Raw genomic sequence first — 23,422 nt, 5'->3', positions numbered from 1 at the left:
CTCGAACCGCAGAAACGCTCTGAACTTTTTTTTTACGCAATTCCGAACGCAAAGCCGCTTCGTGCTTTTGCTGGAATCGCTCCCGTTGGCATCAGCCCCAGCGGCCGGCCACCGGCGTCCAGATCACGTCCTCGATGCGGTTGGCACCCGCCGCCAGCATCACCAGACGGTCGAAGCCAAGTGCAATGCCGCTGGCGTCCGGCATGATGGCGAGCGCCGCCAGAAACTCCTCGTCGATCGGATAGCGCTCGCCATAGATGCGCTCCTTCTCGTCCATGTCGGCCTCGAAGCGCTTGCGCTGCTCGACCGGATCGGTCAGCTCACCGAAGCCGTTGGCGAGTTCGACGCCGCAGCAATAAAGCTCGAAGCGCTCGGCCACGCGCGGATCGTGCGGCGCGGGGCGGGCAAGTGCCGCCTCGACGATCGGGTATTCGCACAACACCGTGGCCCGCCCCTGCCCCAGTTGCGGCTCAACGCATTCCACCATCACCCGGCTGTAGAGGTCGGACCATGTATCGTCCGGCGCGGTGCGAAGGCCAGCCTGGACCAGCGCCGCATGCAGCGCGTCGCGGTCGGTGCTGCCGTCTTGCGCGGCCGTCGCCAGAAGGTCGATGCCGGCGTGGCGACGGAACGCCTCCGCGACGCTGACACGCTCCGGCTCGGCATAAGGATCGGCCGTGCGGTCGCGGAAGGAGAATGTCCGCACGCCAGCCCGGTCGGCCGCCAGCGCCAGCAATGCGGCGCAATCCTCCATCAGACGTTCATAAGCCTCGCCGACCCGATACCACTCGAGCATGGTGAATTCGGGGTGGTGCAGGGCCGAACGTTCGCGGTTGCGGTATACCGGCCCCATGGAAAAGATGCGCTGCTCACCCGCAGCCAGCAGCTTCTTGCAGGCGAACTCCGGCGACGTATGCAGATAGAATGGCTGCGTGCTTCCATCCAGCTTTATTTCGGCGGTTGCAAAGGCCGACAGATGGGTTTCGTTGCCGGGTGAGATCTGGAGAGCCGCCGCATCGACCTCCACGAAGTCATGTGCGGCAAACAAATCGCGGATCGCGCTGGCAATGCGATTGCGCAGCAGCAGGCGCGGACGGCGGTCGGCATGGACGTGCGGCGTCCACCAGGGCGAAGCTTCAAGGGTCATTTTTCGGGTCGTCTTTGAACTGATGTTTTTGAACCGGCTGGCGATTGGCGTACTTATAGGGTAAAGCGCCCCCTATGGCTGCCACAGCCGTTTGGCCGCAACACGATTTTCAGGAAGCAGACTTGTGAAGGTAATTGCCAGTTCCCTCCGTAAAGGCAACGTCGTCGACAAGGACGGCAAGCTCTACGTGATCCTTTCCGCCGAGAACATCCATCCCGGCAAGGGCACGCCCGTCACCCAGCTCGACATGCGCCGCATTTCCGACGGCGTGAAGGTCTCCGAGCGCTACCGCACCACCGAGCAGGTCGAGCGCGCGCACGTCGAGGACCGCGAGCACACCTTCCTCTACGCGGACGGCGAAGGCTTCCACTTCATGAATCCGGAAAGCTACGACCAGATCGCCGTGTCCGAGGACGTGGTGGGCGACAGCGCGCCCTACCTGCAGGAAGGCATGTCGGTGACGCTGTCGGTGCACGAGGGCGTGGGCATCGCGCTGGAACTGCCGCAGCGCGCCATCTACGAGGTGGTGGAGACCGAGCCGACCACCAAGGGCCAGACCGCATCCTCATCCTACAAGCCGGCGATCCTGTCCAACGGCGTCAAGACGGCCGTGCCGCCGCACATCACCGTCGGCACCCGCATCGTGGTGATGACCGCCGACGGTTCCTACGTGGAACGCGCCAAGGACTGAAAACGCCCCAGCCATTACGGGACGGCCCAATGAAGACCGCGCTTTTCGCCGCTTTGTCCATCCTGCTCGCAGGAGGTGCGGCGCGCGCGGACGATCCGCCCCTGCGCATGGGTGTAGAAGGCGCATATGCGCCTTTCAATGCCGTCGGCTCCGATGGAAAGGTGCACGGCTTCGACATCGATTTCGGCGAAGAGCTGTGCAAACGCCTGCAACGGCGGTGCGAATGGATCGTCGTGCAATGGGACGGGCTGATACCGGCCCTGCAAGCCGGCAAGTTCGACGTCCTGATGTCGTCGGTGACCATGACGCCTGAGCGGCACCAGCAGGTGCGGTTTTCAAAGCCCTATTACTTCTCCTACGGCCTGATGGTCGCGCAGAAGGGCAGCGGCCTGCAATTCACGCCCGGGAGCCTCGAAGGCCGCGCCATCGGCGTGCAGGCATCCACCACGCACGAGCACTGGCTGCGGGAACGTTTCGGCACCGCGATCTCCATCCACGCCTACTCGTCGAGCGACGACATGTTTCTCGATTTCCAGAACGGCCGGCTGGATGCAGTCTTCGCCGAGTCCGTCGCCATGTTCCCATGGATGGAGCGGAACGGCGGGATGGATGCCTATGAGCAGATCGGCCCGAACATCACCGATCCGGCGCTCGGCACCGAGATGGGCATTGCGGTCGCCAAAGGCAACGACCCGCTTGGAGAGGCCATCGACAGGCTTATCGACGAAATCGTCGCGGACGGCACCTTCAGGAAGATCGAACGCACATATTTCGAGACCCTGCGCCTCAGACCCTGAAATACCCCCCGACGGCTTACCGATTCTGAAACCAGAACGAAAAGCCGCGCCGGAAAAGCACTCCGGCGCGGCTTTTTGCAAAACATTTTTCCCGATCAGATGTCGAGATTGGCAACACTCAGCGCGTTGTCCTGAATGAACTCGCGGCGCGGCTCTACCTCGTCGCCCATCAGGCGCGCGAAAAGCTCGTCGGCGCTGGAGGCATCGTTGACCTTGACCTGAAGCAGCGAGCGCGCATTGGGGTCAAGCGTGGTTTCCCAAAGCTGCTCGGCATTCATTTCGCCCAGCCCCTTGTAGCGCTGCATGGTCAACCCCTTGCGGCCGATGGCGAATACGGCATCGAGCAGCGCCAGCGGCCCCGAGATTGTCTGGGTGCCTTCCTTGCGGCGCAGAACGGGCTGCTTGCCGTAGACTTCCCCGAGGCGAGGCGCGAGACGGTCGAGCTGGCGCGCGTCGGCCGAATTGATCAGTCCCATATCGAGATGCACCGCCTCGCGCACGCCGCGCACGGTGCGCTCGAACATGTAGCCGCCCGGTCCCTCGTTGGAGCGCGAGATGGAGCCTTTCCAGCCCCGCTCGGTTTCCTCGGAGATCATGTCCAGCCGCTCGGCGATCCGCCCGGCCATGTCATTGGCCTTGCCGAGGTCGTCGAAGATCGAAGGATTGAGGCCCCCGGCGATGGTCGCCTGTTCCACCACGGCATGGCTGTAGCGCGTGTGCAGCCCGTTCAGAAGCTGGCGCGCCGACAGCGCATCCTCCACTGCGGCGCGCAGGTCCTGCCCGGTTCGGACCTCGCCCGAGCCCAGCGTCAGCGAAGCGTCCTCGAGACCGGTGCCGATGAGGTAATCCTCGAAGGCCGCCTCGTCCTTGAGATATTGCGAGCTCTTGCCGCGCGTGACCTTATAGAGCGGGGGCTGGGCGATGTAGAGGTGGCCGCGCTCGATCAGTTCCGGCATCTGGCGGAAGAAGAAGGTGAGCAGCAGCGTGCGGATATGGGCGCCGTCGACGTCGGCATCCGTCATGATGATGATCTTGTGGTAGCGCAGCTTGTCCGGGTTAAACTCGTCCTTGCCGATCGAGGTGCCGAGCGCCGTGATCAGCGTGCCGATCATGTCGGACGACAGCATGCGATCGAAGCGTGCGCGCTCGACATTGAGGATCTTGCCTCGCAGCGGCAGGATCGCCTGGTTCTTGCGGTCGCGCCCGCCCTTGGCGGAGCCGCCAGCCGAGTCACCCTCGACGATGAAGAGCTCGGACTTGGCCGGATCGCGTTCCTGACAGTCAGCCAGCTTGCCGGGCAGCGAGGTGATGTCGAGCACGCCCTTGCGGCGCGTCAGTTCGCGCGCCTTGCGCGCGGCCTCGCGCGCGGCAGCGGCCTCGACCACCTTGCCGATCAGCGTCTTCGCTTCCGACGGATGCTCCTCCAGCCAGGTGCCGAGCGCCTCGTTGACAAGGCTTTCGACCACCGGTCGCACTTCCGAGGACACCAGCTTGTCCTTGGTCTGCGAGGAGAATTTGGGGTCCGGAACCTTTACCGAGAGCACGGCCGTCAGGCCCTCGCGGCAATCGTCGCCGGTCAGCGATACCTTTTCCTTCTTGGAAATGCCGGAGCTTTCGGCATAGCCGGTAACCTGGCGTGTCAGTGCGCCACGGAAACCCGCCAGATGGGTACCGCCATCGCGCTGTGGAATGTTGTTGGTGAAGCACAGCACATTCTCATGGTAGCTGTCGTTCCACCACATCGCCACCTCGACCGTGATCCCGTCGCGCTCGCTGCGGATGGCGATCGGCTTGTCGATGAGCGGCTTCTTGGCCCGGTCGAGATATTTGACGAACTCTTCCAGCCCGCCGTCATAATGCAGTTCCTGACGCCTGACATCGGCATGGCGATTGTCGGTCAGGATGATGCGCACGCCCGAATTCAGGAATGCAAGCTCGCGCAGCCTGTGCTCCAGCGTGCCATAGTCGAATTCGGTGACGCCTTTGAAAGTGTCCGGGGAAGGCAGGAAGGTCACCGCGGTTCCGCTGCGCCCCTCATAGGTGCCGGGCTGATTGTCGACCACATAGTCGCCGGTGACGGCAAGCGGCGCATCCGCCACGCCGTGCGAGAACTTCAGTTCGTGCACCTTGCCGTTGCGGCGAATGCTGAGCTTCAGCCACACCGACAGGGCGTTGACCACCGACACGCCGACGCCGTGGAGACCACCGGAAACCTTGTAGGAATTCTGGTCGAACTTTCCGCCCGCGTGAAGCTGGGTCATGATCACTTCGGCGGCGGAAACCCCCTCTGAAGGGTGGAGGTCGGTGGGAATGCCGCGTCCATTGTCGGCCACCGTGCAGGAACCGTCCGGATTAAGCGTGACCGAAACAAGATCGGCATGTCCGGCCAGCGCCTCGTCGATGGCGTTGTCCACCACCTCGTAGACCATGTGGTGCAGGCCAGAACCGTCGTCGGTGTCGCCGATATACATGCCCGGCCGCTTGCGCACGGCATCCAACCCCTTCAAAACCTTGATGGAATCGGCACCGTACTCGGCCTGTGCGCCGGCCTGGTTGTCGGTCGTATCGCTCATGAAATACTTTCGTCTCTCTGTCGCGGAGGCGAGCGCTCAAGAACGTCGCGAATCGAACGCCCGCCGATCCACCAGATATAGGCGTTTCAGGCCATTTTTCCAAGTTTTCCAAGGAGTTTGCCACTGAAAAACGGCTCCGCCGGATGTCCTCCGGCGGAGCCGTTCAAAAAGGGCAGATCTGTGCCGACCAGCCGCTCAGGCAGCGGCCACCGCAGCCTCGGGACGAAGCGCCTTGAGCGCGCCGGTCCAGCGGTGGAGTTCGTCCAGCATGGTGGTCGCTCCGGTGGTGATCAGCTCGTTCGGCCTGAACTCGCCATCGACAAGAAGCTGCGGATAGCCCGGCACCGGCACGCCTTCCGGGATTGGCACCACCTTCACCGTGTTGAGCAGCGGCTTGGCCGATTCCACGGCGCGCAGGCCGCCGGAAACACCGCCATAGGAGAGGAAGCCGGCCGGCTTGTAGTTCCATTCCGTCGACAGATAGGTAATGGCGTTCACCAGCGGCGCGGGGATGAAATAATTATACTCCGGCGTCACGAAGACGAAGGCGTCGCCTTCGGCGATAGTCTGCGACCAGCGCTTTGTATGGGCATTTTCATACTGGCCGAGGCGCGGATGCTTCGGCTCGTCGAAAAGCGGCAGGTCGAATTCGGCGATGTCGACCAGAACCGGCTCGAACTTGCCGTGCTCGCGGGCGAAGTCGGCGAACCACCTGGCGAAGATCGGCCCCACGCGGCCCGGCCGGGTGCTGCCCACGATGATGTTGAGTCTATACGTCAATGTCGGAAATCCCTGTGATGTCGGTCACCAAAAGTGACTGCGCCCAGATGGGACTTTTATCCGTCTCCGGCAAGAGAAGATTTTTCTCAAAGCCATGGTTTTTGACGGTGACAGTGCGTTCACGTTTCAGACACGATGAGGAATCCCGGTAGACGCTTGCCTGCCATGAACCTAGATACAGGCCATGGCCACCGTGACGGAAGCAGCCCCCGCCCCCTTCGTGCCCCCGGCCCCGAAGCCGCGCACCAGCCCGCCTTCCACGCTGGAAATGATGCGCATCGTCTATCGTAACCCGCTCGAACTGTGGGGCGAGCCTTCCTACAACGAGCCGTGGATCTCGATCAGCGGCATCGGCGGGCCGCTCGTCATCGCCAACGATCCCGGTCTCATCCGCCACGTGCTGGTGGACAATGCAAAGAACTACAAGATGGCCACCGTGCGCCAGAAGGTGCTGCGGCCGATCCTGCGCGACGGGCTGCTGACGGCCGAAGGGGCGGTGTGGAAGCGCTCGCGCAAGGCCATGGCGCCGGTGTTCACCCCGCGCCACATATTCGGCTTTGCTGCGCCCATGCTGGCCTGCACGAACGCCTTCGTGGAGCGCTACGAACAAGGCGGAACATTCGACATCGCCCACGACATGACGATGCTCACCTACGAGATACTGGCCGAGACGCTGTTCTCCGGCGAGATCGCCGGCGAACCGGGCAGCTTCGCCCGGCAGATCGACCGCCTGTTCGAGACCATGGGCCGTGTCGATCCGCTCGACCTTTTGCGCGCGCCGGACTGGCTGCCGCGCCTCACCCGCATCCGCGGCCGCCGCACCATGTCCTTTTTCCGCCAGATCGTGGCCGACACCATGGCCTTGCGGCGCGCGCGCATGGCCGGCGGCGGGGATCGCGAGGGCGACACGGTGCCGAACGATTTCCTCACCCTTCTCCTGCGCGCCGAAGGTCCCGACGGGCTGACCCGCGCCGAGATCGAGGACAACATCATCACCTTCATCGGCGCCGGCCACGAGACCACGGCGCGGGCGCTGGGCTGGACGCTCTATTGCCTCGCCGAAGCGCCATGGGAGCGCGAGCGGATCGAGCAGGAGATCGACGCGGTTCTGGCGCGAGAACCCGATCCGGTGAAATGGCTGGACGCCATGCCGCTGACGCGCGCCGCCTTCGAGGAAGCGCTGCGGCTTTACCCCCCGGCCCCCTCCATCAACCGCGAGCCGGTCGAAACCGACCACTACAAGGATCTCGAACTGCGCAAGGGCGCACAGGTGCTGGTGATGCCGTGGACGGTGCATCGCCACCGCAAGCTCTGGGAAGCGCCGGACGCCTTCATGCCCGAACGCTTCCACCCCGAAAACCGCGACCGCATCGACCGCTACCAGTATCTGCCGTTCGGCGCCGGCCCGCGCGTTTGCATCGGCGCCAGCTTCGCCATGCAGGAGGCGATCATCGCGCTGGCTGTGCTTCTGTCGCGCTTCCGTTTCGAGACCGTCAGCGAAACCAGGCCATGGCCGGTGCAGAAGCTGACCACGCAACCGCAGGGTGGCCTGCCGATGCGGGTGAGCCGCCGATGAGCGCCCGTACGGTGACGGTGCGTGTTCGGGGCCGCGTGCAGGGCGTCGGCTTTCGCTACTGGACACAGGAAGAGGCCGAACGGCTCGGCCTTTTCGGCTGGGTTCGCAACGAACCGGACGGCTCCGTCAAGGCGCTGCTCAGCGGTGCGGACAAAGCCGTCGCCGAAATGCTGGAGAGGCTCCATCTGGGCCCGAGAGGCGCTGTGGTCAGCGATGTGGAGATTCTGTCACCTTGTGTACAGGAAGTGCCGGTCAACTTCCGCATCCTGCGCTGAAAGCCCGTTTACCGTCCGTAGAACACGTTCTCCACATGCACAGGCCAGCGCCAGGGCAGCACGGCCACCATGTCGAAGCGCACGGAAAACCGGCCATAATCCGGCTGGCGCGACAGCCAGATATCGGCGGCGGCCTCGATGCGGCGCTCGGACTGGCGCGCGATGGCCTCCATCGCCTCGACCAGCGAGCGCCGCGCCTTGACCTCGACGATCAGCACCAGATCGCCGCGCCGGGCAATCAGGTCGATCTCGCCAAGCCGGGTGCGATAGCGGCGCTCCAGTATGCGGAACCCTTTCGCCATCAGCGCCACAGCGGCCAGCCACTCGCTGCGATGGCCGTGCCGGTAGGCTTTGCGGCGGCGGGTTGCGGCGTCAGCCACCGGAACCTTCCTTCAACGTGAGCAAGCGCCGGTAAAGCTCCTGCTTGGGCTGCCCGGTCATGCGCGCCGCCTCGGCCGCAGCCTTCGAGGCCGGCATTTCGGCCGCGAGGCCGACCAGCAGCGCGTCCACATCGGCAGGCGCCGCATTGTCATCCGCAGGCGGGCCGACGCAGATGACGACTTCGCCCTTCGGCGTGTCGGCAGAAGCGTAATGCGCCGCCAGTTCCTGCAAGCTGCCGTGGCGGGCTTCCTCGAAAGTCTTGGTCAGTTCACGGCACACGGCGGCCCGTCGCCCTGCCCCCAGCACCTGCGCCATCGCGTCAAGCGTGTCCGCCACGCGGCGCGGCGATTCGAAGAAGATCAGCGTGGCCGGCACCGCCTGCCACTGCTCCAGCCGGGCGCGCCTCTGTCCGGCCTTCACCGGCAGGAAACCCGCGAACAGGAAGGCATCCGAAGGCAGGCCGGAGACGGTGAGCGCCGCAAGTGCGGCCGACGGTCCCGGTATGGGCACGACGCGCAAGCCGCGTTCCAGCGCCTCGCCGACCAGCCGATAGCCGGGATCGGAGACCAGCGGCGTGCCGGCATCGGAAATCAGCGCGACGCTCCTGCCCTCCTCCAGCGCCGCGATCAGTCGCGGACCGGCCTCGGCGGCATTGTGCTCGTGATAGGCGGTGGTGCGGCGGCGGATGCCGTAGCGCTCCAGCAAAACGCGCGACACCCGCGTGTCCTCGCAGGCCAGAACGTCGGCGGCGGCCAGCGTTTCCAGCGCGCGGACGGTGATGTCGCCCAGATTGCCGATCGGCGTCGCCACCAGATAGAGCGCGGGCCCCAGCGGCCGGGCAGGAAATTCGGCCTGCCCGATCAGGAATGAGCGTTTGTGCTGTTCGTCCGCGTGTTTTTCCATCACGCTCCTGTGGCACGGATCACTGGCCGTTGCAAAACCCGTTCAGCGCCATGCCACCAGCACCGCGCCAGCCGCGATGAGCGTGACGCCGAGCCAGTTGGCGGCGGACAGACGCTCGCCCAGAAAGATCACGCCGAACACGGCCACCAGAACGACGCTCAGCTTGTCGATGGGCGCTACCTGCGCGGCCTGTCCGAGCTTCAGCGCGCGAAAATAGCATAGCCACGATGCGCCCGTCGCCAGACCCGACAGCGCGAGAAATATATAGGTGCTGCCGGAAATGGAGCCGAGCGGCTGCCCTTGCCCGGTCGCCATGACGATTGCCGCGATGACCAGCAGGATAACGGCGGTGCGGATCAGGGTGGCGAAGTCGGAATTGACGTTTTCCACGCCCACCTTGGCGAAGATCGCCGTGAGCGCGGCAAAGGCAGCGGAAAGCAGCGCCCAGAACTGCCATGATGAAAGGGAAAGGCTCATGCCATGCACCGCCAGATTGTGGGTCGCCATACTGGAACGGCGGCAGGCGAAAGAAAAGCCGTCAGAGCATCGGACCGAAAAGTGGCGTATGGATGCGCGACGATCTAACGCGCCAGTTCGGCCACAAGAGAATTCAGCACGATCATTCCTGAGGGCGTGGCCCGCAGGCCCGAATTTCCGACCGGCGCGACAAGCCCTTCCTCCTGCAAGATGGACAGTTGTCGGCGCGGTAGCGTGCGCCCGGACAAGGCTTCGAAACGGGCAAGATCGATGCCCTCGACCAGACGCAACCCCATCATGAGGAATTCGTCGGCTTCCTCCTCGCGGGTCAGCCGCTCGCCATCGACGATGCCGTGTCCCTGCCGCTCCACCAGGTCCGCCCATGTCTCCGGGTGCCGTTCGGCAATGGTGACGACGCGGGTGCCATCTTCCACGAAGCGGCCATGCGCGCCCGGACCGATGCCGACATATTCGCCATAGCGCCAGTAGACCAGATTGTGGCGGCTCTCCGCGCCGGGGCGCGCGTGGTTCGAAACTTCATAGGCCGGCAGGCCGCGCGCGGCGGTGACGTCCTGCGTGAGCTGGTAGAGATCGGCGGCAAGATCGGGAACCGGCATCTCGAATTTGCGGGCCGCATAAAGCTTGTGGAAGGCGGTGCCTTCCTCGATGGTCAACTGATACAGCGACAGATGATCGGCGGCATGGCCGATGGCCTCGTTCAGTTCCGCCTCCCATGCTTCCGGTGTCTGGCCGGGGCGGGCATAGATGAGGTCGAAGGACAGGCGCGGAAAGATCTCGCGCGCCAGCCTGATCGCATGCAGCGCTTCCGAAACATCGTGCAGGCGGCCGAGAAAGCGCAGGTCGGCGTCGTTGAGCGCCTGAACGCCCAGCGAGACGCGGTTGACGCCGGCGGCACGATAGCCGCGGAAGCGCTCCGCCTCGACCGAGGACGGATTGGCTTCCAGCGTCACCTCGATGCCGGCGGGAACCGTCCAGTTGCGGGCCACCTCTCCCAATATTGCGTCTACGGTTGCCGGCTCCATCAGCGAAGGCGTGCCGCCGCCAATGAAGATCGACGTCACCTCTCGCGGGCCGGTGCGCGCGCGCATCGATGCCATTTCGGCGGCGAAAGCGCGCACGAAGCGCTCCTGATCTATCCTGTGATGGCGCACATGGCTGTTGAAGTCGCAGTAAGGGCATTTGGCCGCGCAGAACGGCCAGTGGAGATAGACTCCGAAACCGGGAGAACGGTCCAGCGTCACGACACTCCCAATCTTGCCCGGGCGAATTTCTGGAAGGCGCGGGCGCGGTGCGACAGAGCGTCGGGCGCGCCTGGCTTCCAGCCGTGCTTCTGCTCGGCGGTCATCTCGCCGAAGGTCCCGTCATAGCCGTCCGGCAGGAACACCGGGTCGTAGCCGAAACCGAGTTCGCCGCGCGGCGGCCACACCAGATGGCCCTCGATCTCGCCGCGATAATACTCCGCCTCGCCATCGGGAAAAGCCAGACAGATCACGGCAACGAAACGGCCGGTGCGCTGCGCAGGCTCCACCGCGCCCGCCTTCTGCATGGCGGCCTCGGCCTTTTCCATGGCCATGCCGAAATCGCGCTTGCCATCCGGCGTTTCGGCCCAGTTGGCGGTGTAGACGCCCGGATCGCCGCCCAGCGCGTCGATGCACAGGCCGGAATCGTCGGAAAGGGCGGGCAGGCCAGTGGCCTTCGCTGCCGCGAAAGCCTTGATATAGGCGTTTTCCTCGAAGGTTGTGCCGGTTTCATCGGGTTCCGGCAGGCCGAACTCGCGCGCCGACTTCGCCTCGAAGCCGAAGGGCGCCATCAGGTCCGCGAATTCGCGCAGCTTGCCTTCATTGTGGCTGGCGACGACGATCTTCTTGTCCAAAGGATGCATTACAGGCCCCAGATACGCGGTTCGGCGAATTCCAGCGAATTGCCGGAAGGATCGCGGATATAGATGGAGCGGCCGCCGCTCGTTTCACCAGAACGGGGCGGCCACGCGAAATCGGCTTCGATGGCAACGCCCGCCGCTTCCAGCCGGCTCTTCCATGCGTCGATTTCATCGGCGCTGGCGGCAAAGCACAGATGTCCCTGCCCCACGGTCCCGTGCGGCGGCACCGGCAGCCGCGCATCGGGCGCGGGCGGCTGCATCGTCGCCCCGGCATCGAACAGGAGCACCACGCCCTGCCCGCAGCGGAAGAACACATGCCGCCCCTCGACCTTCGCAATCCGTTCCAGACCCAGCACATCGCCGTAGAAAGCTTCGGCTGCTTCGAGATCGGTGACGTAGAGCGCGGATTCAAGGACGGCGGCGGGTTTCATGACATCCGGGCTCTCAGGCGACGGCCAGCTTCTGCAACTCGACCAGCCGCGCGATGCCATTGCGGGCAAGGCCCATCAGCTCGGCGAACTGCGCGTCGGAAAAAGGCTCGCCCTCGGCCGTGCCCTGGATCTCGACGATGCCGCCCTTGCCGGTCATGACGAAATTGGCATCGGTGCCGGCTGCGGAATCCTCCAGATAATCGAGGTCGATGACCGGAACGCCATCATGGATGCCGCACGAGATGGCGGCGACATGATCCTTCAGGACACGCTGCACATTTACCATCTGGCGCGCCTCCATCCAGCGCAGGCAGTCATGCAGCGCGATCCACGCACCGGTGATCGAGGCCGTGCGCGTGCCGCCGTCGGCCTGGAGCACGTCGCAGTCGATGGTAATCTGCTGCTCACCCAGCGCCTGCATGTCGACAACAGCACGGAGCGAACGTCCGATGAGACGCTGGATTTCCTGCGTGCGCCCGCCCTGCTTGCCGGCGGCAGCCTCACGGCGCATGCGCTCGCCGGTCGAACGCGGCAGCATGCCGTACTCGGCCGTTACCCAGCCCTTGCCGGAATTGCGCATCCAGCCCGGCACCTTTTCCTCAAGACTTGCGGTGCACAGGACATGGGTGTCACCGAATTTGACGAGGCAGGAACCCTCGGCGTGCTTGGAAAAGCCGCGCTCGAAGGAGATGGCGCGCATTTCGTCTGGCTGGCGTTTGGAGGGGCGCATGTCGGTCTCTCTGATGCTGTGCTGATTGTGAGCGGCTTGTAGCCCTACGCGGCCCGATGCGCAAAGGAAAACGGGCCGCTTGCACTGGCGTCAGGTGCGTCTATATCCTTGTATCGGAGGTTCGAGATGACAAAGCACAGTTCCGCGCCGACACCGCCCCTTCCTGCCTCCCAATGGCAATCGCTCGATACGCGCTCACGCGAGATTTTCCGCCGCATCGTCGATTCCTATCTCAGGGACGGCGAGCCGGTCGGTTCGCGCAGCCTGTCGCGCATCCTGCCGTCGACATTGTCGCCTGCCACCATCCGTAACGTGATGAGCGATCTGGAGCATCTGGGGCTCATCTATGCGCCGCATGTCTCGGCGGGACGATTGCCCACTCAGGCGGGCCTGCGCTTCTTCGTCGATGCCTTCATGGAGATCGGCGACCTTGGCGACGAGGAGCGGCGCAGCATCGAGGCACAGATCAAGGCTTCGGGCAACGAGACCTCGCTCGAACACATGCTGACCGAGGCCAGCCAGTTGCTGTCGGGCATGTCGCGCGGCGCGGGGCTGGTGCTGGCGACCAAGAGCGAGGCTTCGCTCAAGCATATCGAGTTCATCCAGCTCGAGCCCACCAAGGCGCTGACAGTGCTGGTCTCGCAGAACGGCGATGTCGAAAACCGCATCATCGACCTGCCGGCCGGCGTCACCGTCTCGCAACTGCACGAGGCGTCCAATTTTCTGAACGCCCATATACGCGGGCGGACGCTGGCCGAGGCGCGGACGGAAATCTCGCGCATCAAGGAAGAAACGCGGGCGGCCCTCGACTCGCTGTCGCAGGCTCTGGTGGAAAAGGGACTGGCGGTGTGGGCGGGAACCGAGAGCGACCTGCCGGCGCGCCTGATCGTGCGCGGGCGGGCGAATCTTCTGGAAAACATCACCGCGCAGGCGGACATGGAGCTGCTGAAGAACCTGTTCGACGATCTGGAGACGCAGGACGGGCTGCTGCAACTGCTCGACCTCGCCGAGGAAGGTCCGGGCGTGCGCATCTTCATCGGCTCGGAGAACAAGCTGTTCTCGCTGTCCGGTTCGTCGCTGGTCGTCGCCCCCTACCGCGATGCGGAAGCGCGTGTGGTCGGCGCACTCGGCGTCATCGGCCCGACACGGCTCAACTATGCCCGCATCGTGCCCATGGTCGATTACACCGCCCAGCTCGTCTCGCGCATGCTGCGCTGAACCGGGTCGCTGTCAGGCCGCATCACTCAGATATCTGGCGCTTGGCAATATCGTCAGCGGCTGCAATTCGCCGGCATCGACCTTGGCAAACAAGAGCCGGCGCTCCCACTCCGTCGAACGGAAGAAGGGGAAGCGCGCATAGAAGCGCTCGCGGTTTGCCACCGCATTCGTGCGGAACAGCATGACCTTGTTGAACACGCCCGGATAAGAGCGGGCCTCGCTGATCTGTTCCGAATAATAGATGCGTTTGTAGAAACCGGCGTGATCCTCGCGCACCGTCGAAAGACCGTAGGGCGCCTTGAAATACTCGCAGGCCATGCCCGCCAGCCGCAGCGTCACGTAGACCAGTTGCGGATAGACGCGCGTCCATTCCGGATCGGACGCCAGGCGGCTCATGCACACGAATGTATCGCCAGCCTCCAGCATCGGCATTACGATATCGCCGAAAGCCTGCACCGACGGCGACACCGGCGTTTCCAGCGTAACGTGATGGATGCGCATGGTGGAAACCAGATGCTGGTCCACATAGACGCCGAAGCGATAGACGTTGGGCGCCTCGTCCAGCGCATCGCTGATCGTGTGCGTGTCTACGTCCGGCACCATGTCGTTGAACCGGTAGGCCTTGTAGCGCAGCCGGTAGATGTCCTCGAGATCCTCGCCCTTGTCGCACCGGCGATACTCGGACCGGTCAAGCAGCTCGAAAACCTTGTTCGAAAAGCTCGAACCGGACAGGCCCGGCTTTAGCTGTTCAGCATCTGCATCCAGCTTCAATTGCCGGGTCACCATCGGCTTACCCTCTGTCAGGCCGCGTCACGCACGGTAAGCGTTGAAGCACATCTGTAAAGTTTTAATTAAAGAAATTCGTCTTTACCCAAAATTAACCTTAACAAAATGGTTTTCACGCTCGCAAGAGCATGAGGCCAAGCCGAAGCGATCAACCCGCCGACGGCTCTCCGGACAATCGGGAAAAGAACGGAAGCATGGGCAGCGCATTGCGCCGGAACGGATCAGGCAGCGGATCTCGGTCCGGTTCCCTGCGATGTCGCTATCACAACACCGTTCCGGCTTCTTTTGCGGGCCGCATTTATGCGGCGTCAGCCGATTCCGTCCGACTGCAAAATGCTCTAGCTGCGGCTTGTGCCGGAGGCCACGATCTCTTCATGCGCGAAGGGCCAGCGCGCGGTGGACATGGTTTCGATGCCGGATGCGCTGAGGGCAGCGCCGAACAGAAAACCCTGGACGAGTTCCGGTTCGACCTGTCGCGACAGGAGGCGAAGCTGCTCGAAGGTCTCGACGCCCTCGATGGTCACGATCAGGCCCAGTGAACGCGACAGCGCCACGATACCCTTGAGCAGTTCCAGTGAGCGCGAACTCTCGGTCAGGTCCGACAGGAAGGAGCGATCGATCTTGACCTTGTCCAGCGGCAGCTTGTGCAGATAGCTGAGGCTCGAATAGCCGGTGCCAAAGTCGTCGAGGGCGATGTGCACGCCGAGCGCCTTGAGATCGTGCAGGATCTGGCGCGTTTCCGACTTGTCGTCGAGCAACGCCGTTTCCGTCACCTCGACTTCGAGACGGTGCGGGGACAGCCCGGACGCCGCGAGCGCGTCGCGGACCTTCTGGACCACGTCCCGGTTGCGGAAGTCCTTGGCCGACAGATTGACCGAGACATTGGTGTGCTCCGGCCATCTGGAGCATTCGGCACAGGCTGCATTCAGCATGAAGGTGCTGATCTGCGAGATGATACCCATCTCTTCCGCCAGCGGAATGAAAACGCCGGGCGAAATCGGGCCGAGTTCGGGATGATCCCAGCGGCAGAGCGCCTCGCAGCCGGAAATGCGCATCGTCGCCATGGCCACGATCGGCTGGTAAACGACTCGCAGTGTGGCCGCTTCCACCGCGCTGCGCAGATCGGCCTTCATCCTCTGCCGGTCGCGGAAGGCATCGTCCATCGACGATTCGAACAATTGCCAGCCGTTCTTGCCAAGTTCCTTTGCCTTGTAAAGCGCCAGATCGGCCTTGACGATCATCTCGTCGACATCGCTCGTCTCGACACGGGCCAGAACGGCACCGGCACTTACCTGAACGCGCAGCACATGGCCCGCGACATCCACCTCGCCCTTCAGCCCGGCGAAGATGTCGTCCAGCATCCGGGCGAGGTGGCTCTCGCTTTCCACCCGGTCGAAGAACACCATGAACTCGTCACCGCCGAAGCGGCTGATCTTGATGCCGGGGGCGGAAAAGACAGCAAGCCGCTCCGCAACCGCATAGATCAGGCCGTCGCCGACCGGATGGCCGACCGTATCGTTGACGCTCTTGAAGTCGTCGAGGTCGATGGTGGCGATGGCGCAATAGCGGCTCTGGTCGCCGGAAGCCATGCTTTCCTCGACCAGTTCGTGAAAGTAGGCGCGGTTGAGCAGGCCGGTGAGGCTGTCGTAACGGGCCATGAACCGGATGCGCTCTTCCGCCTCGACACGCGCGGTCACGTCCTCGAAGGTGATGACGCCGAGTTCCTGACTGCCTTCACGCGCGGAGAACTCATAGTGCTGGCCATTGGAAAAACCGACAAGGACCTTGCGGTCCCGGCCCTCGCGCAGCGCCCTCGTCAATTGCGTCTCGATGAACTGGCAGTCCTTGCGTGTCAGCATGCCGCCCACCACGCCGCGCATCAGCAGCGAATGGACCGAGCGCCCGAGCAGATCGTCGGGCGAATGGATCGACAGCAGGCGGGCCGCTTCGGCATTGGCGACGACAACCTTGCCGTCCGGATCGAGCATGATGAGCCCGTGCGGCATCGTGTTGAGCGCCCTGTTGAAGCGTTGCGCCAGCCTGTTGGCGAGCTTTTCCGCCGATATGGCGGTGAACAGCACGTCGCGCACCGTGTCGGCATAGCGGTGGATGGCGAGCAGGAAGGGCACCGACAGAAAGCCCAGCGTCACATGGTAGAAATCGCCGCGCAGGATGAAGCCCAGCGCCATCGGGCAGGCCAGCGTCAGGATGAGGATATTGACCATCCTCGGCGAGCCGTAGTTGCGGCCAGCAATGCCGGTTGCGGTGGCAAGAACGATACAGACGGCGGCAATCTCGGAGAAAGCGTCCTGCGCGGTATAGATGGCGACCAGACAGAAGGTGCCCAGCACAAGCCCGTGCATCGCGCCGTAGACGATGTAGCGGTTTTCGCGCCGCCGCGCTTCCTGGCGCGTTTCGACGGGCGGCAGAGCCGAGAAGCGGCGCATGTTGAGGACGCGCACGACGCCCACCATGACCAGAACGGCCGCCAGGATCAGATAGGAATGATTGCCGGACTTTGCCCAGACCAGACACATGAGAGCCGTCTGGGCGGAGATACCGATAGCGAGAGTGAAGCCGTCGCGGAACAGCGTCTCCACGAACGGAATGTAGACGTCGTCAGGCAGCTCTTTTCGCTTGATCGCGGTCACATCCGGCACTCATCCATGCGGAAGTAATGGCACAATCGCATTAAAAAAACTTTTAGAAGGCAGAAACCGACAATCGCGCACAATGTCGTTCTTGTATCCCATTCCAAATCACCCTGCGGCAGGATGCATCCATCGTAGCGTCAAGCGCAATAGCATTCGGGCCTGATCTGAAGCTGGTCTCCTTCACAGGTCGATGGTGGCCATGGTAAATGCGCTGCAAAGCTCCTATTTCCGGAGAGACCGATTTCCAGGCAGGTACCGGGTTCCCCATGATGACGCAGCCTCTGATCGCCGTCTCGACAGATGTCAGACAGTTTGAAAACTACACCTGGCACGCAACGCCCCAGCAATATCTGGAGGCGGTTGTGGCAGGGGCCGGCGCGCTTCCCGTCATGGTGCCTTCGTTTGGAGAGCGCCTCGACCTCGATGCATTGCTGTCGGCTGTCGACGGCGTGATGCTGACCGGCTCGAAAACCAACGTTCATCCCGCGCTCTACGGGGGCGATTCCGGCGAGGCCAACGGGCCCTACGATGAAGCCCGCGACTCCACCACCCTGCCGCTTATCCGCAAGGCGATCGAGCGCGGCGTGCCGCTGCTTGCGATCTGCCGCGGCATTCAGGAACTCAACGTGGCGCTTGGCGGCACGCTTGCCAGCGAAATCCATGAGCGTGAGGGCATGCTGGATCACCGCGCTCCGGTGAGCGACGATCAGGACGAACGTTTCGCCATCCGGCAAAAGGTGACGATCAAACCCGGCTCCTGCCTTGCCGGCGTGCTCGGTGCCGGCGACATCGCGGTTAACTCCGTACACAGGCAGGCGGCCGGGCGGCTGGCGCCGAAGCTCCAGATCGAGGCCGTGGCCGAGGACGGGACGGTGGAAGCCGTTTCGGTGAAGGATGCGCGGGCCTTCGCAGTCGGCGTGCAATGGCATCCCGAATACTGGGTGAAGTCCGACAGCGTGTCGCAGAAGGTGTTCAGGGCTTTCGGCGATGCCGCACGCCAGCACGCGGCGGCCAGGCTGGCCGCCCGGGCGGCGGCCGAATAGGCCCGCTACCTCGCCTTCACATGCGCCGTTTCCGGCACCGGCGTCAGTGCCTCGCGCCCGGCAAACCATGAAACGAGATTGTCGACGCACAGATCGGCCATGGCCCTGCGCGTGACCACGGACGCCGAAGCGATGTGCGGCAGAAGCAGGGTGTTAGGCGCATCGAGCAGAGCCTGCGGCACATTCGGCTCGTCGGCGAACACATCGAGACCGGCGGCGGCTATCGTGCCGTCGCAGAGCGCGGCCGCCAGGGCATCCTCATCGACCGTGCTGCCACGCCCCGTATTGACAAGGACGCCTTCCGGTCCCAGCGCCTTCAGAATGTCGTCGTTGATCGCCTTTTCGGTTGCTGCTCCACCCGGTGCAATCGACACCAGCGTATCGACGGCCTCGACGAGGTCCCTGAGCGTCGCGAAATAGGCGTAGGAGACACCCTCGACCGGCCTGCGATTGTGATAGGCGATGGAAACGCCGAAAGCCTCCAGCCGCTTCGCCACCGCGAGTCCGATTCGTCCGAGCCCGAAGATGCCGATGCGCCGGCCGCGCAGGCTGAGCGGGCTCAGCCGATAGGTGCCTTCCTTTGTCCATTTCTCCTGCCGGAGCCATGCCTCGGCCTTCGGGATCTCACGCAGGGTCGCCAGCAGAAGGCCAACCGTGAAATCCGCCACTTCCTCCGTCAGCACATCCGGCGTGTTGGTGACCATGATGCCCCTGGCGCCGGCATGAACGGCATCCACCGAATCGTATCCGACACCGAAATTGGCGATGATTTCCAGATTGGGAAACGCATCGATGAAAGCCGCATCGATACCACCGAAGGCCGAAATTCCGCGCACGGCCGCAATGTCCTGCGGCGACAGCAATGACGGGTCGGGGCGGTCGATGTGGATCAGCCGGAATGCATCTGCGATGCGCTTCACGACGTGGTCGTGCACCTGTCCCGAAACGAGAACGGTTACAGGCGCGGCGGCTGCGGTCATGAACTTAACGCTCCACGGGACGGCCGGTCGACTGGCGCACATGCAGTTCCGGCCTGATCAGTTCCTGGGTCTGGCCGACGGTCTGACCGTTGAGCTTGTCGAGCAGCGCGCTGGCCGCGCGCCGGCCGACCTCGCGCTGGCCGTTCCAGACGGTGGTGAGGGCGGGCGTTGCGATGGCCGCTTCCTCCAGATCGTCGTAGCCGGTCACGGAAATGTCCACGCCGGGCGTCAGCCCCGCACGTGCAATGCCGTTCATGAGACCGATGGCGACGAGGTCGTTCCAGCAGCAGGCGGCAGTCGGCTTGTCCTTCAGCGCCAGCAACTGGTTCGCCGCCTCGAAGCCCCCCTGCTTGGTGCGCGGGCCGGCTATGCGCCATGAAGGCTGGACTTCGAGCCCGGCCTCCCGCATGGCGCGCAGATAGCCCTGATAGCGGTCGCGCCCTGTCGAAGTCTGGTCCGTGCCGCCGACCATGGCGATGCGCCGGTGGCCGAGCGAGATCAGATGGTTGGTGGCGAGCGCGGTGCCATAGGCGTCGTCGCCGCGGAACACCGGCACATGCGCGCCCTCGACATCGCGGGCGATCAGAACCGCCGGCAGGCCGTTATCCTCGGCCATGCGGATGTCGCTTGCAGGCGTATCGATGGCGGGAGACATGATCACGCCGTCGGCGCCGAGTTGCAGCAGCGTGTCGATGAAGGTGCGCTGCTTGTCGAGCTTGTCGTAGTGATTGGACAGCAGGAAGGTCTGGCGCGAACGATCCAGCTCATGTTCGATGGAGCGCAGGATTTCCGCATAGAACGGATTCATGATGTCGTGGACGACGACGCCCACGATGCCCGAGCGGGAGGTGCGCAGCGACGCCGCGCGCCTATTGTAGATATAGCCGATCTCGCGCGCATGTTCCTTGATGCGTTCACGGGTCGATCCGGCCACCAGCGGACTGTCGCGAAGTGCGAGCGACACCGTTGCCGTCGACACGCCAAGCGCATCAGCGATCGTGGAAAGCTTGACCTTCTGAGCCAGCGCTACTGCTCCCCGCATCATTTAAATTTTTTAAATGCGGCTTATGCCATCGTTGCCGGCCAAGTCAAAGCTTTTTCGCCACGGCCTCGGCTTCGGCGTCGGGAATCGCCCGGTTCCGCACGCGCAACCGGTGCTCCCGGTGCACTATATAGAGGCCGCTTGCCACGATGATCGCGGCTCCGACAAGGGTCCAGCCGTCGGGAAGCTGGCCGAAGATCAGCCATCCGGCAAGGATCATCCACACCATCTGCATATAGGGATAGGGCGCGAGCGCCGTGGTGGTCGCCTGTCGGTAGGCCTGGATCAGACACCAGTGGCCGAGACCGCCGAACAGGCCAAGCAACAGCAGGATGAACCACTGAAAGGGAGAGCCCGGCGATGGCCATCCTATGTAGAACAGCGCCGGCGTCAGCAGGATCATCGGTGCAAGGGCTGAATAGAAGATCAGGCTTTCCGGGGTTTCGGTGGCCGACATGCGCCGGGTCATGATCACATAGATCGAGTTCGACAACATCGAACAGAGGGCGAACACATGGCCGATGCCGAACACCCCCACCCCCGGCCGGGTGATGACCAGAACACCGGCGAAACCGGCAAGGATGGCCAGCCAGCGCCGCCAGCCCGCCCATTCGCCCAACAAAGGTCCGGCAAGCGCCGCGATGACCATGGGCCCGAAGAAATAGATCGAGGTCGTCTCGGCCAGTTGCAGGTAGCGCAGCGCAAGTATGTTGAAGATGGTGGAGCCCGACAGCAAGGCCCCGCGTACGACATGGGCGGTCAGGCTTGCGGCGCGGAAGCGCGAAGGATCGCGCCAGCTTCTGAACAGGCCGGCAACGAGCACGACATGGCCTGCAAAGCGCATCCATGCGATGAACATCGGCGCAATGCCGGCAAGCACCAGGTATTTGCTCGACGAGTCGAGAAAGGTGAACAGGACATAGGCGGCGCCCATGTAGAGGATAGCCGCGGCGGGGGCCGCGCTGTCTTGTGAACGACTGGGGGAACTCACGCCAAAGCCGGATCGCTGAACTTGTCTTGCGAGCTTTGGGCCAGTCCGGGCCGCTCCGCAAGTGCTAATGCGGCTGGCCTGTCACGAAGATGGCGCTGGCCTCAACACCTTTGGGAGCTGCCGTATTCAGGCATCCGCCCCGGCGATCGCCTCGTCCTCGGCTTTCGGGGCATTCTTGCCTTCCGTCTTCGTCTCGGCTTCCGTCTCGGGCTCGTCGTCGGTGAAGACGATTTCCTCGTTGGTCAGATTGGCCTCGATACGGGCCAGGAGCTTCGCCAGAGCCTTCTGGTCTTTCTTGTCGAGGCCCTTGAGCGCCTGCTTTTCGGTCTTCTTGACCGATTTCTCAATGGCCACGATCATTTCGCGGCCTGCATCGGTGAGGAAGATATGCGCCTGTCTGGCATCGGAATTCGAGGTTCGCTTTTCCAGAAATCCCTGCGCCTGGAGGCGGTTGATCGTCTTGGTGATGGTGGGCGGACGTACGCCCAGCCGGTCGGCCAGAGCGCCGGGGGTCTGGCCGTCATCGCGATCCAGCGCCAGCATGATCTGGTCCTGCCCGGCGTAGAAACCGTGCTCCAGCAGACGCGCGGCAAGCGCGGTGCGCGCAAGCCGCGCGGCCGAATGCAGGCGGTTCATCGTAGCCGTTCTGTCAGCCTTGGCCATATCGTCCTCTCGACTGCATACGCGCCGCAACCATGGCCCGACACGAACCGGTTGGCAATCGCGCTTCCAAACATGCGTGCCGCAAACAGCTTTGCCGGCAAGTTTCGCGGCGCATGCAACGGCTAATGACAGATGTTTATTTCAGTTAGATGACAAACAATCCGGGTCGACACCCGTCCGCAGATGCCCGTTTTTGACCCGTGCAATCGCGGCGGCCACGTCCTATATGGAGCGCATATCCATTTCGAGGTTCCCATGAGCGACACTCAGATGAGCGACACACGATCCAGCGAGACCGGAGCAGGTGAAAGCGGGGCGCAAATCCCCGTCACCGTGCTGACCGGCTATCTCGGCTCCGGCAAGACCACCCTGCTCAATCGCATCCTGTCGGAAAACCACGGCAAGCGCTACGCCGTCATCGTCAACGAGTTCGGCGAGATCGGCATCGACAACGACCTCATCGTGGAATCCGACGAGGAAATCTACGAGATGAACAATGGCTGCGTGTGCTGCACGGTGCGCGGCGACCTGATCCGCGTGGTCGAGGGTCTGATGCGCCGCCCCGGCCGCTTCGACGCCATCGTGGTCGAGACCACCGGCCTCGCAGACCCCGCGCCGGTGGCGCAGACCTTCTTCATGGACGACGACGTGCGCTCCAAAACCAAGCTGGACGCCGTGGTGGCGCTGGTCGACGCCAAGCACCTGCCGCTTCGCCTCAAGGACTCCAGGGAAGCCGAGGACCAGATCGCCTTCGCCGACGTCATCGTGCTCAACAAGACCGACCTCGTTTCCGAGGACGAGCTGCGCGCGGTGGAAGCCACGGTGCGCGCCATCAATCCGGCCGCGAAGATCCACCGCACCCAGCGCTCCGGTGTCGATCTGGCCGAAGTTCTGAACCGCGGCGCCTTCGACCTGAAGCGCGCGCTGGAAAACGACCCGCACTTCCTCGAAGCGCACGATCACGACCATGATCATGTCTGCGGCCCCGGCTGCGATCACGATCATCACCACCATCATGACGGGCACGATCACCACCATCATGACCATCACGGGCACGACCACGCATCCCCGATACATGATGTGACAGTGCAGTCCGTATCGCTGCGCGGCGGCGAGATGGACCCGAAGAAGTTCTTCCCGTGGATCGAGAAGATCACGCAGATGGAAGGCCCGAACATCCTGCGCCTCAAGGGCATCGTCGCCTTCAGGGACGACCCGGAACGCTACGTCATCCAGGGCGTCCACATGATCATCGAGGGCGACCACCAGCGCGCCTGGAAGGACAACGAAAAGCACGAGAGCCGGCTCGTGTTCATCGGCCGCGAGCTCGACGCCGACCGGCTAAGGAAGAGCTTCGAAGCGTGTCAGGCGGCGTGATCCGGAC

At 63.6% G+C, this 23,422-nt stretch carries 23 protein-coding genes; 7 read left to right on the top strand and 16 right to left on the bottom strand.

Annotated elements, in window-relative coordinates; all coding sequences use genetic code 11:
• Positions 1 to 91 precede the first annotated feature (91 nt).
• Positions 92 to 1,147: an EF-P lysine aminoacylase EpmA gene (epmA, locus tag DES43_RS16205; RefSeq protein ID WP_035030954.1), complete on the bottom strand. Its 1,056-nt coding sequence runs from the start codon at positions 1,145 to 1,147 to the stop codon at positions 92 to 94.
• Positions 1,148 to 1,271: 124 nt separating this feature from the next.
• On the opposite strand from epmA, the gene efp reads away from it, so the two are divergent.
• The gene (gene efp, locus DES43_RS16200) at positions 1,272 to 1,838 is read left to right on the top strand and encodes an elongation factor P (protein WP_035030951.1); all 567 of its coding nucleotides are present in this window, start codon (positions 1,272 to 1,274) and stop codon (positions 1,836 to 1,838) included.
• A gap of 29 nt (positions 1,839 to 1,867) precedes the next feature.
• Complete coding sequence (locus DES43_RS16195) at positions 1,868 to 2,635, top strand: transporter substrate-binding domain-containing protein (RefSeq protein WP_035030948.1); 768 nt, start codon at positions 1,868 to 1,870, stop codon at positions 2,633 to 2,635.
• Positions 2,636 to 2,730: 95 nt separating this feature from the next.
• Here the strand turns inward: DES43_RS16195 and gyrB are convergent, their stop codons facing one another.
• Entirely contained in the window at positions 2,731 to 5,208 is a 2,478-nt protein-coding gene (gyrB, locus tag DES43_RS16190; RefSeq protein ID WP_035030945.1) for a DNA topoisomerase (ATP-hydrolyzing) subunit B, read from the bottom strand.
• A gap of 195 nt (positions 5,209 to 5,403) precedes the next feature.
• Positions 5,404 to 5,988, bottom strand: coding sequence for an NADPH-dependent FMN reductase (locus DES43_RS16185; protein ID WP_035030941.1), 585 nt, complete (start codon positions 5,986 to 5,988; stop codon positions 5,404 to 5,406).
• 184 nt (positions 5,989 to 6,172) lie between these two features.
• On the opposite strand from DES43_RS16185, the gene DES43_RS16180 reads away from it, so the two are divergent.
• Together DES43_RS16180 and DES43_RS16175 are read left to right on the top strand one after the other, a co-directional pair.
• Positions 6,173 to 7,564 carry a cytochrome P450 gene (locus tag DES43_RS16180; protein WP_035030938.1) on the top strand — a complete coding sequence of 464 codons (1,392 nt, stop codon included), beginning with the start codon at positions 6,173 to 6,175 and terminating at the stop codon, positions 7,562 to 7,564.
• Complete coding sequence (locus DES43_RS16175) at positions 7,561 to 7,839, top strand: acylphosphatase (protein ID WP_035030935.1); 279 nt, start codon at positions 7,561 to 7,563, stop codon at positions 7,837 to 7,839. The genes DES43_RS16180 and DES43_RS16175 overlap by 4 nt, the downstream gene beginning before the upstream one ends.
• A gap of 8 nt (positions 7,840 to 7,847) precedes the next feature.
• Here the strand turns inward: DES43_RS16175 and DES43_RS16170 are convergent, their stop codons facing one another.
• From DES43_RS16170 to rph, 7 genes are all read right to left on the bottom strand, one after another.
• Positions 7,848 to 8,219: a YraN family protein gene (locus tag DES43_RS16170; protein ID WP_035030932.1), complete on the bottom strand. Its 372-nt coding sequence runs from the start codon at positions 8,217 to 8,219 to the stop codon at positions 7,848 to 7,850.
• Positions 8,212 to 9,123 (bottom strand): 16S rRNA (cytidine(1402)-2'-O)-methyltransferase, encoded by a 912-nt coding sequence (rsmI, locus tag DES43_RS16165; RefSeq protein ID WP_035030929.1) that lies wholly within the window; start codon positions 9,121 to 9,123, stop codon positions 8,212 to 8,214. Before rsmI ends, DES43_RS16170 begins: the two co-directional genes overlap by 8 nt.
• A gap of 42 nt (positions 9,124 to 9,165) precedes the next feature.
• Complete coding sequence (locus DES43_RS16160) at positions 9,166 to 9,600, bottom strand: EamA family transporter (protein ID WP_035031073.1); 435 nt, start codon at positions 9,598 to 9,600, stop codon at positions 9,166 to 9,168.
• A gap of 104 nt (positions 9,601 to 9,704) precedes the next feature.
• Positions 9,705 to 10,862 (bottom strand): radical SAM family heme chaperone HemW, encoded by a 1,158-nt coding sequence (hemW, locus tag DES43_RS16155; protein ID WP_133675808.1) that lies wholly within the window; start codon positions 10,860 to 10,862, stop codon positions 9,705 to 9,707.
• Positions 10,859 to 11,503 (bottom strand): RdgB/HAM1 family non-canonical purine NTP pyrophosphatase, encoded by a 645-nt coding sequence (rdgB, locus tag DES43_RS16150; protein ID WP_035030923.1) that lies wholly within the window; start codon positions 11,501 to 11,503, stop codon positions 10,859 to 10,861. The genes hemW and rdgB overlap by 4 nt, the downstream gene beginning before the upstream one ends.
• On the bottom strand, positions 11,503 to 11,931 hold the full coding sequence (locus DES43_RS16145; protein ID WP_035030920.1) for a VOC family protein: 429 nt from the start codon (positions 11,929 to 11,931) through the stop codon (positions 11,503 to 11,505). Before DES43_RS16145 ends, rdgB begins: the two co-directional genes overlap by 1 nt.
• Before the next feature lie 13 nt (positions 11,932 to 11,944).
• Complete coding sequence (gene rph / locus DES43_RS16140; protein WP_035030917.1) at positions 11,945 to 12,661, bottom strand: ribonuclease PH; 717 nt, start codon at positions 12,659 to 12,661, stop codon at positions 11,945 to 11,947.
• Between the two features lie 126 nt (positions 12,662 to 12,787).
• On the opposite strand from rph, the gene hrcA reads away from it, so the two are divergent.
• The gene (hrcA, locus tag DES43_RS16135) at positions 12,788 to 13,879 is read left to right on the top strand and encodes a heat-inducible transcriptional repressor HrcA (RefSeq protein WP_035030915.1); all 1,092 of its coding nucleotides are present in this window, start codon (positions 12,788 to 12,790) and stop codon (positions 13,877 to 13,879) included.
• Between the two features lie 12 nt (positions 13,880 to 13,891).
• Here hrcA and DES43_RS16130 read toward each other — a convergent pair whose 3' ends face one another.
• A complete protein-coding gene (locus DES43_RS16130) occupies positions 13,892 to 14,665 on the bottom strand; it encodes an N-acyl amino acid synthase FeeM domain-containing protein (protein WP_084496586.1) in 774 nt (257 codons plus the stop codon).
• A 338-nt stretch (positions 14,666 to 15,003) separates the two neighbouring features.
• Positions 15,004 to 17,316: a putative bifunctional diguanylate cyclase/phosphodiesterase gene (locus tag DES43_RS16125; RefSeq protein ID WP_051520735.1), complete on the bottom strand. Its 2,313-nt coding sequence runs from the start codon at positions 17,314 to 17,316 to the stop codon at positions 15,004 to 15,006.
• Between the two features lie 272 nt (positions 17,317 to 17,588).
• Here DES43_RS16125 and DES43_RS16120 point away from each other — a divergent pair, with 272 nt between their 5' ends.
• The gene (locus DES43_RS16120) at positions 17,589 to 18,362 is read left to right on the top strand and encodes a gamma-glutamyl-gamma-aminobutyrate hydrolase family protein (protein ID WP_035031067.1); all 774 of its coding nucleotides are present in this window, start codon (positions 17,589 to 17,591) and stop codon (positions 18,360 to 18,362) included.
• Positions 18,363 to 18,367: 5 nt separating this feature from the next.
• Here DES43_RS16120 and DES43_RS16115 read toward each other — a convergent pair whose 3' ends face one another.
• The 4 genes from DES43_RS16115 to DES43_RS16100 form a co-directional block, all read right to left on the bottom strand.
• Positions 18,368 to 19,342 (bottom strand): 2-hydroxyacid dehydrogenase, encoded by a 975-nt coding sequence (locus DES43_RS16115; protein ID WP_035030909.1) that lies wholly within the window; start codon positions 19,340 to 19,342, stop codon positions 18,368 to 18,370.
• A gap of 4 nt (positions 19,343 to 19,346) precedes the next feature.
• Positions 19,347 to 20,366, bottom strand: coding sequence for a LacI family DNA-binding transcriptional regulator (locus tag DES43_RS16110; protein ID WP_133675812.1), 1,020 nt, complete (start codon positions 20,364 to 20,366; stop codon positions 19,347 to 19,349).
• A gap of 64 nt (positions 20,367 to 20,430) precedes the next feature.
• Complete coding sequence (locus DES43_RS16105; protein WP_035030906.1) at positions 20,431 to 21,318, bottom strand: DMT family transporter; 888 nt, start codon at positions 21,316 to 21,318, stop codon at positions 20,431 to 20,433.
• Between the two features lie 183 nt (positions 21,319 to 21,501).
• Positions 21,502 to 22,038: a MarR family winged helix-turn-helix transcriptional regulator gene (locus DES43_RS16100; protein ID WP_084496584.1), complete on the bottom strand. Its 537-nt coding sequence runs from the start codon at positions 22,036 to 22,038 to the stop codon at positions 21,502 to 21,504.
• A 270-nt stretch (positions 22,039 to 22,308) separates the two neighbouring features.
• On the opposite strand from DES43_RS16100, the gene DES43_RS16095 reads away from it, so the two are divergent.
• The gene (locus tag DES43_RS16095; protein ID WP_051520734.1) at positions 22,309 to 23,415 is read left to right on the top strand and encodes a CobW family GTP-binding protein; all 1,107 of its coding nucleotides are present in this window, start codon (positions 22,309 to 22,311) and stop codon (positions 23,413 to 23,415) included.
• Positions 23,416 to 23,422 lie beyond the last annotated feature (7 nt).

Origin of the sequence: Aquamicrobium defluvii, assembly GCF_004363725.1 — a bacterium.
Taxonomy (GTDB): Bacteria; Pseudomonadota; Alphaproteobacteria; order Rhizobiales; family Rhizobiaceae; genus Mesorhizobium; species Mesorhizobium defluvii.
Note: the sequence above shows the minus strand (reverse complement) of the source record. Positions and strands in the feature narration are given on the sequence as shown.

Bases quoted from the DNA above. Each gene is read 5' to 3' on its own strand.
- epmA (WP_035030954.1), bottom strand. From the start codon at position 1,147: ATGACCCTTGAAGCTTCGCCCTGGTGGACGCCGCACGTCCATGCCGAC.
- DES43_RS16195 (WP_035030948.1), top strand. From the start codon at position 1,868: ATGAAGACCGCGCTTTTCGCCGCTTTGTCCATCCTGCTCGCAGGAGGT.
- gyrB (WP_035030945.1), bottom strand. From the start codon at position 5,208: ATGAGCGATACGACCGACAACCAGGCCGGCGCACAGGCCGAGTACGGT.
- DES43_RS16180 (WP_035030938.1), top strand. From the start codon at position 6,173: ATGGCCACCGTGACGGAAGCAGCCCCCGCCCCCTTCGTGCCCCCGGCC.
- DES43_RS16175 (WP_035030935.1), top strand. From the start codon at position 7,561: ATGAGCGCCCGTACGGTGACGGTGCGTGTTCGGGGCCGCGTGCAGGGC.
- rsmI (WP_035030929.1), bottom strand. From the start codon at position 9,123: ATGGAAAAACACGCGGACGAACAGCACAAACGCTCATTCCTGATCGGG.
- DES43_RS16160 (WP_035031073.1), bottom strand. From the start codon at position 9,600: ATGAGCCTTTCCCTTTCATCATGGCAGTTCTGGGCGCTGCTTTCCGCT.
- rdgB (WP_035030923.1), bottom strand. From the start codon at position 11,503: ATGCATCCTTTGGACAAGAAGATCGTCGTCGCCAGCCACAATGAAGGC.
- DES43_RS16145 (WP_035030920.1), bottom strand. From the start codon at position 11,931: ATGAAACCCGCCGCCGTCCTTGAATCCGCGCTCTACGTCACCGATCTC.
- rph (WP_035030917.1), bottom strand. From the start codon at position 12,661: ATGCGCCCCTCCAAACGCCAGCCAGACGAAATGCGCGCCATCTCCTTC.
- hrcA (WP_035030915.1), top strand. From the start codon at position 12,788: ATGACAAAGCACAGTTCCGCGCCGACACCGCCCCTTCCTGCCTCCCAA.
- DES43_RS16130 (WP_084496586.1), bottom strand. From the start codon at position 14,665: ATGGTGACCCGGCAATTGAAGCTGGATGCAGATGCTGAACAGCTAAAG.
- DES43_RS16120 (WP_035031067.1), top strand. From the start codon at position 17,589: ATGACGCAGCCTCTGATCGCCGTCTCGACAGATGTCAGACAGTTTGAA.
- DES43_RS16115 (WP_035030909.1), bottom strand. From the start codon at position 19,342: ATGACCGCAGCCGCCGCGCCTGTAACCGTTCTCGTTTCGGGACAGGTG.
- DES43_RS16105 (WP_035030906.1), bottom strand. From the start codon at position 21,318: ATGGGCGCCGCCTATGTCCTGTTCACCTTTCTCGACTCGTCGAGCAAA.
- DES43_RS16100 (WP_084496584.1), bottom strand. From the start codon at position 22,038: ATGGCCAAGGCTGACAGAACGGCTACGATGAACCGCCTGCATTCGGCC.
- DES43_RS16095 (WP_051520734.1), top strand. From the start codon at position 22,309: ATGAGCGACACACGATCCAGCGAGACCGGAGCAGGTGAAAGCGGGGCG.